This is a genomic window from Mesorhizobium sp. dw_380, from assembly GCF_018588885.1.
Classification (GTDB): Bacteria; Pseudomonadota; Alphaproteobacteria; order Rhizobiales; family Rhizobiaceae; genus Mesorhizobium.
In genome coordinates this window covers 1-12,773 of sequence record NZ_JAFFIW010000012.1, presented here as the reverse complement: position 1 = coordinate 12,773, position 12,773 = coordinate 1, and the positions used below count along the sequence as shown (strand labels likewise).

General features: G+C 64.7%; 10 protein-coding genes. 4 read left to right on the top strand and 6 right to left on the bottom strand.

Features of this window, described 5'->3' with window-relative positions:
- The first annotated feature begins 1 nt into the window (after position 1).
- Positions 2–682 (top strand): UdgX family uracil-DNA binding protein, encoded by a 681-nt coding sequence (locus JT360_RS14350; RefSeq protein ID WP_214472447.1) that lies wholly within the window; start codon positions 2–4, stop codon positions 680–682.
- Between the two features lie 222 nt (positions 683–904).
- Here JT360_RS14350 and JT360_RS14345 read toward each other — a convergent pair whose 3' ends face one another.
- From JT360_RS14345 to JT360_RS14330, 4 genes are all read right to left on the bottom strand, one after another.
- The gene (locus tag JT360_RS14345) at positions 905–2,170 is read right to left on the bottom strand and encodes a glycerate kinase type-2 family protein (protein ID WP_214472321.1); all 1,266 of its coding nucleotides are present in this window, start codon (positions 2,168–2,170) and stop codon (positions 905–907) included.
- Positions 2,167–2,670: a heme-degrading domain-containing protein gene (locus tag JT360_RS14340; protein ID WP_214472320.1), complete on the bottom strand. Its 504-nt coding sequence runs from the start codon at positions 2,668–2,670 to the stop codon at positions 2,167–2,169. The genes JT360_RS14345 and JT360_RS14340 overlap by 4 nt, the downstream gene beginning before the upstream one ends.
- Before the next feature lie 78 nt (positions 2,671–2,748).
- On the bottom strand, positions 2,749–4,062 hold the full coding sequence (gene guaD, locus JT360_RS14335; RefSeq protein WP_214472319.1) for a guanine deaminase: 1,314 nt from the start codon (positions 4,060–4,062) through the stop codon (positions 2,749–2,751).
- Between the two features lies 1 nt (position 4,063).
- Positions 4,064–5,281, bottom strand: a complete 1,218-nt coding sequence (locus tag JT360_RS14330; protein WP_214472318.1) for a urate hydroxylase PuuD — start codon at positions 5,279–5,281, stop codon at positions 4,064–4,066.
- A 137-nt stretch (positions 5,282–5,418) separates the two neighbouring features.
- On the opposite strand from JT360_RS14330, the gene JT360_RS14325 reads away from it, so the two are divergent.
- From JT360_RS14325 to JT360_RS14315, 3 genes are all read left to right on the top strand, one after another.
- Positions 5,419–6,339 carry a LysR family transcriptional regulator gene (locus JT360_RS14325; RefSeq protein WP_214472317.1) on the top strand — a complete coding sequence of 307 codons (921 nt, stop codon included), beginning with the start codon at positions 5,419–5,421 and terminating at the stop codon, positions 6,337–6,339.
- 463 nt (positions 6,340–6,802) lie between these two features.
- Positions 6,803–7,810 carry an LLM class flavin-dependent oxidoreductase gene (locus tag JT360_RS14320; protein ID WP_250888813.1) on the top strand — a complete coding sequence of 336 codons (1,008 nt, stop codon included), beginning with the start codon at positions 6,803–6,805 and terminating at the stop codon, positions 7,808–7,810.
- A complete protein-coding gene (locus tag JT360_RS14315) occupies positions 7,807–9,060 on the top strand; it encodes an LLM class flavin-dependent oxidoreductase (protein ID WP_214472316.1) in 1,254 nt (417 codons plus the stop codon). Before JT360_RS14320 ends, JT360_RS14315 begins: the two co-directional genes overlap by 4 nt.
- An 11-nt stretch (positions 9,061–9,071) precedes the next feature.
- On the opposite strand, the gene xdhC is transcribed toward JT360_RS14315, so the two are convergent.
- Both xdhC and xdhB read right to left on the bottom strand, forming a co-directional pair.
- Positions 9,072–10,100 (bottom strand): xanthine dehydrogenase accessory protein XdhC, encoded by a 1,029-nt coding sequence (xdhC, locus tag JT360_RS14310; RefSeq protein ID WP_214472315.1) that lies wholly within the window; start codon positions 10,098–10,100, stop codon positions 9,072–9,074.
- A 62-nt stretch (positions 10,101–10,162) separates the two neighbouring features.
- The gene (xdhB, locus tag JT360_RS14305) at positions 10,163–12,514 is read right to left on the bottom strand and encodes a xanthine dehydrogenase molybdopterin binding subunit (RefSeq protein ID WP_214472314.1); all 2,352 of its coding nucleotides are present in this window, start codon (positions 12,512–12,514) and stop codon (positions 10,163–10,165) included.
- Positions 12,515–12,773 lie beyond the last annotated feature (259 nt).

Below are 12,773 nucleotides of genomic sequence, written 5' to 3'. Positions count from 1 at the left end.
GATGGCGACCACAGGCCTTCCGCGCGATGCGAAGATGCCAGCCCGGCGCGTTTCCGTGTCACGCGCCGAGTTGATATCGGACGAAACCAATGCCAACTCTATCCCCGAACTGCGCGAGGCGGCACAAGGCTGCCGCCGCTGTCCGCTGTGGCGCAATGCAACACAGACCGTGTTCGGCGAAGGGCCGGACGACGCCAGCGTGATCTTCGTCGGTGAACAGCCCGGCGACCAGGAAGATCTCGCTGGCAAACCTTTCGTCGGTCCGGCCGGCAAGGTGTTCGATGCGATCCTCGATGACGCGGGTGTGGATCGGCAGAAGGTCTACGTCACCAACGCGGTCAAGCATTTCAAATTCGAGCCACGCGGCAAGCGGCGCATCCATTCCAAGCCGAATGCCGGCGAGGTTCAGGCGTGCCGCTGGTGGCTCGACCAGGAGTTCGATCTGATCAAGCCGAACCTCGCCGTGGCGCTCGGCGCAACGGCGGCATTGTCGCTGCTGGGCAAGGCGACACCGGTGATAAAGATGCGCGGCCAGGTGATAGCGCGCGAGGACGGCCTGCGTGTGTTCATCACCATCCACCCCTCCTTCATCCTGCGCATCCGTGAGGCCGCGGACAAGGCGGCCGAGCGTGACCGGTTCCTGCAAGACATGAAGCAGGTGAAGCAGCTGATGGCGGCTTGATCAGGTTGGTTAGGGATCGTCGGTCCGCGCCGCCCCTCATTGTCCTGCCGGACATTTCTCCCCGTATAGTGAGGGGGAGAAAGACGCTGTCTTCGGTGTTTTCGCCAATCACCAACGCAAGAAGAGGCCGAGGCTAGCCTAGTCTCCTTCTCCCCGTCACTATACAGGGAGAAGGTACCGGCAGGCGGATGAGGGGCAGCGCTCGCGCTGACGCGACGCGCTTTAACGAACGAGAATGGCCCTCAGATCATTCACATTCGTGCCGGTCGGGCCGGGCACGAAAAGATCGCCTACGGCATTGAATGCCGTCCAGGCATTGTTGACGGCCAGCATGGCCTTGGCGTCGACGCCGGCCGTGCGCATGCGCGATACGGTCGAACCGTCGGCGAAGGCGCCGGCATTGTCTTCCGAACCGTCGATGCCGTCGGTGTCGGCGGCCAGGGCGTGAATGCCTTGGACACCGCTGATGCCGATGGCGAAGGCGAGGAGGAATTCCGAGTTGCGCCCGCCCTTGCCTTTGGCGCGCAAAGTCACTGTTGTCTCGCCGCCGGACAGGATCAGCACCGGCTTTTGGAATGGCCGGTTGCGCGTCGCGACTTCACGCGCGATGGCCGCATGGACGCCGCCGACCTCGCGCGCCTCACCCTCGATGGCATCGGAGAGGATGACGGCCTCGACGCCTTGCCGCCTGGCTTCGACCGCTGCTGCTTCCAGCGACACGCCGGCCGAGGCGATCAGGTGCACCTCGTTGTGCGAAAAGCGCTGATCGCCGGGGTTTGGTGCATCGGCCGCCGGTGAACCGATGTGCGCTATCACCGCCTCCGGCAGCTTCATGCCATAGGCCGATATCGATGCCAGCGCGTCTTCACGGCTGCCGGTATCGGGCACCGTTGGGCCGGAGGCGACGAGTGCCGGATTGTCGCCGGGAATATCGGAGACGACCAGCGACACCACCTTGGCCGGCCAGGCGGCGGCGGCCAGCCGGCCGCCCTTGATGGTGGAAACATGTTTTCGGATGGTGTTCATCGCCGCGATCGGCGCGCCGCAGGCAAGCAGCGCCTCGTTGACGGCGATCTCATCGGCCAGCGTCAGGCCGGCCGCCGGCGATGGTAGCAGCGCCGAGCCGCCGCCGGAGATCAGCGCCACGACCAGATCGTCCGCAGTCAGCCCCCGGACCTTCTCCAGCAGTCGCCGCGAGGCTTCAAGCCCGGCGGCGTCCGGCACCGGATGCGCGGCCTCGATGATCTCGATGCGCTCGCATTTGGCGCCATAGCCGTAGCGGGTGACGACTAGCCCTTCTATCGGGCCGTCCCAGACTTTTTCGAAGGCCGCCGCCATCTGCGCCGAGCCTTTGCCGGCACCGATGACAATGATGCGACCCCTAGGTTTGGCCGGGAGATGATCCCTGATCGTCCGCTCTGGATCGGCGGCGGCGACGGCAGCGTTGAAGACCGCGGTGAGGAAGGATTTGGGATCGAACACGGTCATTCGGCTTCCGAATGCAGTGTCAGAGCACGCTTATCGATACCCAGATAATCACACAGCGCATCGACCACGACGCCGTGGTCCTGGCGTTCCGGCAGGCCGGACACCGCGATCACGCCAATGACCCCGGCACCCTTGACCGTGACCGGAAACCCGCCGCCGGCCAGCACATAGTCCGATATGTCGAGGGCTTCGCCGATCTTGAAGGTGCGGTCTGGGCGCTGCTGTTCCAGCACCATGCGGTAGGTGCTTCTCAGGAACCGCCTGACGACGTTGATCTTGCGCCGCGCCCAATCGGGATTGGAGGCGTTCGAACCCGGCATGGCCGCATAGAAGAGCGGCCGGTCGAAGGTCCTGATATCGACGACAACAGGCAGGTGCTCCGCGAGCGCACGCTTGCGGATGGCCGAGCCGATCTTGAAGGCAACCGCCTCATCGAAGGCGGGAAAGACAAGGGTTTCTTCCTGTCTCTTGATCAGAGCGATGTCTTCGGCAATGGCCATATCGTTCCCCTGTCAACTTCGCCGCACGCTTTGACCGATGGCTGCCGCGGGGTCAAGCGAGGAACATGCCGGAGCGATCTAAATCGCCATGTCGCTCTTAGATCGCCGTCCGGCGACATAAACCTCGCGCACGGCGCGGTCGTCGCCCAGCGTCTGCAGGAGAAATAACTCCTGCGCCAGTGTCTCGACCGTCTCCATCCTGAGCCGCATCGCCGGCGTAGCGTTCGCATCCAAAACGACGATATCGGCGTCGGTGCCTTCCTCCAGCGTGCCGACCTTGTCGGCCACCGACAGCGCCTCGGCATTGCCGCGCGTCATCTGCCAGAAGGACTGCAACGGGTTGAGCTTCTCGCCATTCAGCGCGATCACCTTGTAGCCTTCGTCCATGGTGCGCAGCATGGAATAGTTGGTGCCGCCGCCGACATCCGTTGCAGCGGCAATGCGCAGAGCTTTGTCCCGCGTGCGGTAGCGCTGATAGTCGAAGAGGCCGGAGCCGAGGAACAGGTTCGAGGTCGGGCAGAACACCGCCACCGATCTGCTGTCCGAAAGCGCGTCCGCCTCACGCTCCGACAGATGGATGCAGTGGCCGAACAGGCTTTTTTTGCCCAGCAGCCCGTAATGTTCATAGACGTCGGTGTAGTCGCGCGACCACGGGTAAAGCTGTTGCGTGAAGGCGATCTCGGCGTGGTTTTCCGACAGATGCGTCTGCATGTGCAGGTCTGGATATTCGCGGCTGAGCGCGCCGGCCATCTCCATCTGCTCCGGCGAGGAGGTGATGGCGAAACGCGGGGTGATGGCATAAAGTTGACGGCCCCTGCCGTGCCATTCCGCGATCAGCGCCTTGGTGTCGTCATAGCCCGATTGCGGCGTGTCGAGCACGCCGTCGGGGGCATTGCGGTCCATCATCACCTTGCCGGCGATGTTGAGCATGTTGCGGTCATGCGATTCGGCGAAGAAAGCTTCGGCCGAGGCTTTGTGCACCGAGCAGTAGGCGACAACGGTCGTCGTGCCGTGGCGCAGCATTTCGTCGAGGAACAGCCTGGAAACGCGGCGGCCGTGCTGCGCGTTAGCGAACTTCGTCTCTTCCGGGAAGGTGTAGGTGTTCAGCCAGTCGAGCAGCTCGGCGCCGTAGGAGCCGATGATCTGCATCTGCGGGAAATGCACATGCGCATCGATGAAGCCCGGCAGCAGCAGATGCGGCCGGTGATCGATCTTTTTTGTCCCCTCGCCGGCCTGTTTCTCGACATCGCCATAAGCGCCGGCGGCAACGATCCTGCCGTCGCGGATCAGCAGGCCGCCATCCTCCTCGTAGCGCCAGGCGGAATGGTCGTCGATGGTCTCGGGCCAGCGCAGGAAGGACAGCGTGCGGCCGCGCAGAAGTGTCGAGGTCATGCTACTTCCCTGCGCCTTCGAACCAGGCCACCAGCAGCGCCCGTTCCTCGTCTGATATCTGCGAGACGTTGGCGGGCGGCATGGCATGGCTGCGGCCGGCCTGCAGATAAATCTCGCGGGCGTGGTTGGCGATGTCTGCGTCGGTGTCCAGCATCACGCCCTTGGGCGCGTGATAGATGCCTTCATAGACCGGTTCGGCCGCATGGCACATCGAGCAGCGGCCGAGCACGGTGTCGCGCACCGCCGGGAAATGGGCAGAGGCGATATAGACTTCCGCGGAGGCGGAGGCTTTGGGTTCGCCGGTCAGCACCTTCGGCACGGTCGACAGCCAGATGATGATGATGAACAGGACAAGGGCGCCCAGCCAGGTCCAGGTCGGGTTACCCTTGCGTGCATGGACGCTGTTGAAATAGTGCCGGATCAGCACGCCGATGATGAACACCAGCGAGGCGATGACCCAGTTGAACTGCGTGCCAAACGCCAGCGGATAATGGTTCGACAGCATCAGAAACAGCACCGGCAGCGTCAGATAGTTGTTGTGAAGCGAGCGCTGCTTGGCGATCTTGCCGTATTTCGGGTCGGGCTTGCGGCCGGCGATAAGGTCGGCGACGACGATCTTCTGGTTGGGGATGATGACCATGAAGACGTTGGCCGACATGATCGTGGCGGTGATGGCGCCCAGATGCAGGAAGGCGGCGCGGCCGGTGAACAGGTGCGTCAGCCCCCAGGCGATGAACACCAGCACGCAGTAGAGCACGAGCATCAGGCCGGTGTCGCTTTTGCCAAGCGGCGAGCGGCACAAGAGATCGTAGACCACCCAGCCGACGCCGATCGTCGCCAGCGACAGCAGGATACCAACCGGGACCGACATGGGGAGCACATTCGGATCGATCAGGAACAGATCGGCGCCGGCGTAGTAGACGACGCACAGCATGGCGAAGCCCGACAGCCAGGTGGCGTAGGATTCCCATTTGAACCAGGTCAGGTGTTCGGGCATCTCGGCCGGCGCCACCAGATATTTCTGGATGTGGTAGAAGCCGCCGCCATGGACCTGCCATTCCTCGCCGAAGGCGCCGACAGGCATGCCGGGTCGCTGGCGCAGGCCGAGATCGAGCGCGACGAAATAGAAAGACGAGCCGATCCAGGCGATGCCGGTGATGACATGCAGCCAGCGCACGGCGAAGCTCAGCCAGTCCCAGAAAATCGCGAAATCCATCATTGAAGTCGTCCCTGCCGATTGGGTGACTTTACGGTGTGGCGCGCAAACGAAAAGAGGCGAGGTGTACGATGACTTTCAAAAAAAAATGGAAAATACTAGGTTGACCCCATAAATCCTTTTGAGAGCCACGAAGCCGCATGGCCTACCTCGACAACATCGCCGTCTTCGTCCGCGTCGTCGAACTCGGCAATCTGTCGGCGGCAGGCCGCGACATGCGCATTTCGCCGGCGGTCGCCTCCAACCGCATCAAGGAGCTGGAGAAGCATCTTGGCGTGCGGCTGTTCAACCGCACCACACGGCAATTGATGCCGACCGAGCACGGCACCGTTTTTTACTCCGGCGCCAAGCAGGTGCTGGAGGCGATCACCGAAGCGGAGGCCGCCGTCTCGGCGCTGTCCGGCCAGCCGCGCGGCACTATACGGGTGACCGCGCCCCTCGGCCTCGGCCGCAGGCTGGTGGCCTCGGGCATTCCCGATTTCCATGACAAATACCCCGATATCGAGGTGCGGCTGAGGCTCTCGGACCACAATGTCGACATCATGAAGGAAGGCATCGATGTCGCCTTCCGGCTCGGCATCATCGAGGATTCCAGCCTCAGGATGCGCGGCATCATGGAATGCGAACGCGTGCTGGTGGCGGCACCGAAATATCTGGAGGCACGCGGCGAGCCGATGGAGCCGCAGGAACTGATCGGCAAGAAGCATGACTGCCTGATGCTGCGCTATTCCGGCGCGCGCGAATATGTGTGGACGCTGCAGACGCCGGCCGGGCCACAGAAATTCGAGGTGCATGGCCCCTACGACACGGACGATGGCGACGTACTGACCGGCTGGGCGCTGTCCGGTCGCGGCATCATCAACAAGCCGCGCTTCGAGGTCGAGCCGTTCATCCGCGACCAGCGGCTGAAGGTGATCCTGGCCAACACGCCGCCGACGCCGGTGCAGTTCGCCGCCGTCTATCCGCACAAGAAGCTGCAGGACCCCAAGGTGCGGCTGCTGCTCGACTTCATGGCCGAGCGCTGCCAGCGGCTGATCAAGGATATTCTTGCGGGAAAATAGAACCACCTGCGGCGCGGAGGCACCGGTCGATCCCTGAACCATCGCCAACATTCGAAATTGGCTTAAGCCTCCCAATGTCGTCATCCCTGGGCGAAGCAGGAGCGAAGCTCCGTCGCGGAGACCCTGGGATCCATTCCGTGACCTCGGCAGAGGAGTGCAGCGGAGCAGAATTCTGCACCGTGGCAACGCTTTGAAATCGCGGCATGGATCTCGGGTCTGCGCCGTGTCGCTACGCTCCTTGCTTCGCCCGTGGATGACGAAGTGATTGATATTTCCGCTAATCGTCGGTGCATGTGATCCGCCAACGCAAGCATATACGACGTGTCCAGACATCAAAACCCGGCCCAGCCGGGAAGTAATTGCTGGCCGGCATGTGAGCGGCGGTTGGCCCAGCGTCGGCGGTTGCCATCGCTGCAGGCGGCGAACATAGTTCTGGCTCTGTTTCGCCTTGCAGGGACTACCAATGGACAACGGCGCCACAATGCATCTTGCCGTTTCGCTGTTTTCGGGAATCGCCGATCGCGGGGTCGAGCCGGAATTCAGCCGCCTGGCCAGTTTTGTGCAAAGGGCTGAAGCGGCCAAGCTGGACATGGTGCTGCTTGCCGATTCCGCGCCGGCTGCCGGTGGCGGTGCAGTGAACAGTCCGATGGCCTTCGAAGCGACAACCTTGCTTGCCGCGCTGGCGACGGTGACGAGCAGGATCGGGCTGGTCGCTGCGGCCTCGACCGTCGCCCACCAGCCCTACAATCTGACGCGCCGTTTTGCTTCGCTCGACATCATCAGCCATGGCCGCGCCGGGTGGCACGCGACGATGGCGCAGGCGCCGCGCGAGGCAGCCAATTTCAGCCGGCCGGATGGATTTTCCAGCGACGATTTTCGCCGCCGAACCGAGGAATATATCGGCATCGTCCAAGGCCTGTGGCGGGGCTGGGACGCGGACGCGCTGCTGTTCGACAAGGCCGGCGGACGCTTCCATGATCCGGACAAAATGCACCTGCTCGACCATCAGGGCGAATTTTTCTCCGTGCGCGGACCGCTGAATGTCGCGCGGTCGCCGCAGGACACGCCGGTGCTTGCCCTGTCGGGTCTGTCGGAGCCCGACTTCAATATTGCAGCCCGCACCGCCGATGTCATCCTGCTGGACGACGGACCGGCCGAAGACACGAAAGCACGCTTTGATGATCTGAAGCGCCGCGTCGTCGCCTGCGGACGCGAACCGGATGCCGTGAAGGTGCTGACGAACGTCTCGCTTGAGGATGGGCCGACCCTCGCTGCCGACAGGCTGGACCAACGGTTCCGCTCGAAAAGTTGCGACGGGTTCAACCTCCTGCTGCCGGCGCGGCCTTCCGCGCTGGACGATTTCATGGGATTGGTCCTGCCGGAGTTGCGGCGACGCGGCCTGTTTCGGGAGGGTTATCGCGGTACGACCTTGCGCTCGCATCTTGGCCTTGCCGGCGGAGGTGACCAATGACCGCCCAGATGAAGCTCGGCGCCTTCCTGTGGGCGACGGGCCACCACATCGCCGCCTGGCGCCATCCCAAGGCGCATGTGACCGCAGGCATCGACATCGATCATTACATCCAACTGGCGCGGACGGCGGAAGCGGCGAAGTTCGACATGATCTTCTGCGAGGATGCCGCCGGCCTGCGCGAAGCCGATATCGGCATCGCCAGCCAGACGTCGCGGTCGATCGGCTTCGAGCCGATCAGCCTGCTCTCGGCGCTCGCGGTGCAGACCAGCCGCATCGGTCTCGTGTCGACGGCGTCGACAAGCTACAACGAACCTTACGGGCTGGCGCGGACCTTCCTGTCGCTCGATCAGCTGAGCGGCGGCCGCGCCGGGTGGAACCTGGTCACGTCGGCGAGCCCCATCGAAGCCGCCAATTTCGGCGCGACCGGCCTCAAGCCGCATGCCGACCGCTACGAGCGGGCGCGCGAATTCGCCGAGGTGGTCACCGGGCTGTGGCACGGCAAGCTCGGCGCCTCCGGCCATGACGGCCAGAGCTTTTCGGTGCGTGACCCGCTCGACCTGCCGCGTTCGCCGCAGGGGGCGCCAGTCATGGTCCAGGCCGGCGCCTCGGATGTCGGCCGCGACCTTGCCGCCCGCACCGCCGACGTGGTGTTCACGGCGGCGCAGACCTTCGAGGAAGCGAAGGCCTTTTATGACGATCTCAAGGGGCGCATGGCGGCCTATGGGCGCGGGCCGGACGACATCAAGATCATGCCCGGCGTGGCACCCGTGGTGGCGGAAACCGAGGCCGAAGCCCGCGAAAAACACGAGGAGTTGCAGGAGTTGATCCCCGACGATGTCGGCCTGGCGCTGCTGTCCAGCTATCTCAGCATCTCCGATCTGTGGCGCTATCCGATCGACGGACCGCTGCCCGACCTGCCGGAGAGCGAAGGGATGAAAAGCCGGCAGGCGCTGGTCATCGAGCAATCGCGCCGCGACGGCCTCTCCATCCGCCAGCTTGCCCGTCATTTCGCCGGCGCGCGCGGCCATTGGCGCATCGTCGGCACGCCAGCGCAGGTCGCCGACGAGCTGCAGGCGCGGTTCGAGGGCGGCGCGGCCGACGGCTTCAACGTCATGCCGTCCTATTTCCCGGGCGAACTCGATGCCTTCGCCGCGCTGGTGGTGCCGGAACTGCAGCGGCGCGGACTATTCCGACGGGACTATGAAGGCCGAACATTGCGCGACCATCTGGACTTGAAACGTCCGGCTTGAGCCGGCACAGCTTAGCTGGCCATCATCTTGCCGCGCGGGACCGGATGGCCGGCATTTGACGCCGTATTGTGAACGACCAGCGCCGTCATGATCTCGGCGGCGGCAAGCGCTGCGATGACTTGCGGACGCTTGTCCTTGACGGCATCGCCGCCAATCGGCGAGACGAGGCGGGCGAATTCCGCTTCCGCGCCATCTGCCGACTTCAGGAACCAGTTCTTGAAGGTCGCCTTCTTGGTCTTCGAGCCGATCATGCCGACATAGACCGCGTCGTCGCGCTTCAGAGCCTCGGCGACGATCAGGAAATCCAGTGCGTGATCGTGGGTGAGGACGGCGAAAGCCGTGCCGGCCGGCGCGTTGCGCACCTCCGCCTCGGGCATCGGCGTCAGCCGCGTCTCGACGGTGTCCGGCATGCCTTCCAGCGCCTCGGCCCGTGTCTCGATGACGACGCCGCGCACCGGCAGAAGCGCGATCGCCGACGCCAGCGCCTGGCCGACGTGGCCGCCGCCGAAGATGTAGACATGCGGCAGGTGCGCCTCTTCGGCTTCCGCCGCCGCAACCAGCTCGGCGGCAAGTGCGGCATCGACAAGCCGGATCAAGACTTCGACGCGCCCGCCACAGCATTGGCCGATCTCGGGGCCGAGGGGCACATCGAGCGTGGCGCAGACTTCATCAACCTCGATGCGGGCTTCTTCACCCTCCCCCTTGTGGGGAGGGTCGGTGAGTGGACGCCGCGTAGCGGCGTTCGCGAACCGGGGTGGGGGTCGCCTGGTGCGACCGGCCGCACCCCCACCCCGGCCGGCTTCGCCGGCCGACCCTCCCCACGAGGGGGAGGGTGAAGATCCGAGCATCTGACGGGCCTTGTCGATGGCCATGTATTCGAGCTGGCCGCCGCCGATGGTGCCCAAAATCGCCGACGCCGAGACGAGCATGAAGGCGCCCTTCTCGCGCGGCGTCGAGCCCTTGGTGCCGGCCACCTCGACCAACGCGGCCCGGCCAGCGCTGGCGAGAAAGGCTTTCAGGCTTTGCACTTTCGAGTTCATTTTTTGCATTCCCAACTGGGAAATATAGGCTTTTCGCGCTGAATTTGCACGTTTGCCGGATTTCAGGCTGCCGATCCGGCCTCCCGCTTCAGCCGCTCGATCGTCATCAGGACGCGTTCCGGCGTTGCCGGGGCATCGAGACGCGGGCAGATCTTGTGGTCGGCGACGCTGGCCACCGCATCCGACAATGCGTGCAGCACGGACATGCCGAGCGGGAAGGGCGGCTCGCCAACGGCCTTGGAGCGGTGGATCGTCGGCTCGCTCGCCTCGGGCCAGTCGGCCAGGGTCACGTTGAAGATCTTCGGCCGATCGGAGGCGAGCGGAATCTTGTAGGTGGACGGCGCATGGGTGCGCAGCCGACCCTTGTCGTCCCACCATAGTTCTTCCGTCGTCAGCCAGCCCATGCCCTGGATGAAGCCGCCCTCGATCTGGCCGAGATCGATGGCGCGGTTCAGCGAACGGCCGGTTTCGTGCAGGATGTCGGTGCGCTCGACCACATATTCGCCGGTCAGCGTGTCGACCGAGACTTCCGAGCAGGAGGCTCCATAGGCGAAATAGTAGAAGGGGCGACCCTGTCCCTTGTCGCGGTCCCAGTGGATTTTCGGCGTCTTGTAGAATCCCGCCGCCGAGAGCTGAATGCGCGCCATGTAGGCTTGCTTGACGAGGTCGGCGAAGGCGATCTCCTGGTTGCCGATGCGCACCCGGTTGGGCAGGAAAAGCACCTGGTCGCGCGGCACCTGGTACTTTTCGGCGGCGAAATTGGTCAGCCTGTCCTTGATCTGACGGGCACCGTTTTGCGCTGCCATGCCGTTGAGATCGGAGCCGGACGATGCCGCGGTGGCCGAGGTGTTCGGCACCTTGCCGGTCGTGGTCGCCGTGATCTTCACCTGGTCGAGGTCGATCTGGAACTCTTCCGCCACCACCTGCGCGACCTTGAGGTAGAGGCCCTGCCCCATCTCGGTGCCGCCATGGTTCAGATGCACCGAACCATCGGTGTAGACATGCACCAGCGCGCCGGCCTGGTTGTAGTGCGTGGCGGTGAAGGAAATGCCGAACTTGACCGGCGTCAGCGCCAGGCCGCGCTTGATGAAACGACTGTTGGCATTGAAGGCCGATATCTCGCGCCGCCGCCGCGCATAGGAGGCGCTTTCCTCCAGTTCGCCGACGATGCGCTGGATGATGTTGTCCTCGACCGTCTGGTGATAGGGCGTGATGTTGCGGTCCGAGGTGCCGTAGAAATTCCTCTTGCGGATTTCCAGCGGATCCCGGCCGACCGCGAAGGCTACCTCGTCGATGACGCGTTCGGCACCGACCATGCCTTGCGGGCCGCCAAAGCCGCGGAAAGCGGTGTTCGACACGGTGTTGGTGTAGAGCGGTGCCGACTGCGCATGCACCGCCGGCCAGAAATAGGTGTTGTCGCAATGGAACAGTGCGCGATCGGTCACCGGACCTGACAGGTCCGACGAGAAACCGCAGCGCGCCGCGAACATGAAATCGACACCGAGGATGTTGCCTTCGTCATCGAAGCCGACCTCATAGTCGACGAGGAAGTCGTGACGCTTGCCGGTGGCGATCATGTCGTCGTCGCGGTCGGGCCGGATTTTCACCGTGCGATGGTGCTTCTTGGCGGCGATCGCGGCCAATGCGGCAAACTGGTTGCCTTGCGTTTCCTTGCCGCCGAAGCCGCCGCCCATGCGGCGGATCTCCACCGTGACGGCGTTGCTGGGCACGCCGAGCGCGTGGCTGACCATATGCTGGACTTCGCTCGGATGCTGGGTCGAAGAATAGATGGTGACGTCCTGGTCCTCGCCTGGAATGGCCATGGCGATATGGCCTTCAAGATAGAAATGCTCCTGGCCGCCGACGCGCATCTTTCCCTTCAGCCGGCGCGGCGCCTGACGGATCGCAGCCGCCGCATCGCCGCGCTTCAGCGTGAGAGGCGGCGTGACCAGCTTGTCCTTCATCGGGTCGAGATCGCCGATATCGGTGACGAAAGGCAATTCCTTGTATTCGACCCTGGCCAGCCTGGTGGCGCGGCGGGCCTGTTCGCGGGTCTCGGCAATAACGCAGAAGATCGGCTGGCCGTAGAACTCGACCTTGCCGTCAGCCAGGACCGGCTCGTCATGGCGGCCAGTCGGCGAAATGTCGTTCTCGCCCGGTACATCCCTTGCCGTCAGCACATCGACGACGCCCGGCGCGGCGCGCACCGCCGAAAGGTCCATCTCGACGATGGCGGCATGGGTCGCCGTCGAAAGGCCGAGGCAGCCATGCAGCGTGCCTGCCGGTTCCGGCATGTCGTCGATATAGACGGCTGTGCCGCTGACATGCTTGTGGGCGGAATCGTGCCGCTGGTCGGCGGCGACGCCGCCGGCGATCTTCTCGGGCTTGAGATTAGTGGTCGCGTGCTCGTTCATCAAACGCCTCCCTTCCCTTCTCCCCGTTGGCGGGGGGGGGGGGGCCGGGGGGGCGGGGGGGGGGGGGGGGGGGGGGGGGGGGGGGGGGGGGGGGGGGGGGGGGGGGGCGCGCGGGCGGGGGGGGGGGGGGGGCGGGGACGGGCGCGCGCCCGCCGCGCCCCCCCCCCCCCGTCCCCCGCCCCCCCCCCCCGCGGGCCCCCCCCCCCCCGCCCACCCCCCCCCCCCCCCACCCCCCCCCCCCCCCCCCCCCCCCCCCCCT

Excerpts from the sequence above, each read along its gene's own strand:
- JT360_RS14345 (WP_214472321.1), bottom strand. The coding sequence starts at position 2,170 with ATGACCGTGTTCGATCCCAAATCCTTCCTCACCGCGGTCTTCAACGCT.
- JT360_RS14330 (WP_214472318.1), bottom strand. The coding sequence starts at position 5,281 with ATGATGGATTTCGCGATTTTCTGGGACTGGCTGAGCTTCGCCGTGCGC.
- JT360_RS14320 (WP_250888813.1), top strand. The coding sequence starts at position 6,803 with ATGGACAACGGCGCCACAATGCATCTTGCCGTTTCGCTGTTTTCGGGA.
- JT360_RS14325 (WP_214472317.1), top strand. The coding sequence starts at position 5,419 with ATGGCCTACCTCGACAACATCGCCGTCTTCGTCCGCGTCGTCGAACTC.
- JT360_RS14350 (WP_214472447.1), top strand. The coding sequence starts at position 2 with ATGGCGACCACAGGCCTTCCGCGCGATGCGAAGATGCCAGCCCGGCGC.
- xdhB (WP_214472314.1), bottom strand. The coding sequence starts at position 12,514 with ATGAACGAGCACGCGACCACTAATCTCAAGCCCGAGAAGATCGCCGGC.
- guaD (WP_214472319.1), bottom strand. The coding sequence starts at position 4,062 with ATGACCTCGACACTTCTGCGCGGCCGCACGCTGTCCTTCCTGCGCTGG.
- xdhC (WP_214472315.1), bottom strand. The coding sequence starts at position 10,100 with ATGAACTCGAAAGTGCAAAGCCTGAAAGCCTTTCTCGCCAGCGCTGGC.
- JT360_RS14340 (WP_214472320.1), bottom strand. The coding sequence starts at position 2,670 with ATGGCCATTGCCGAAGACATCGCTCTGATCAAGAGACAGGAAGAAACC.
- JT360_RS14315 (WP_214472316.1), top strand. The coding sequence starts at position 7,807 with ATGACCGCCCAGATGAAGCTCGGCGCCTTCCTGTGGGCGACGGGCCAC.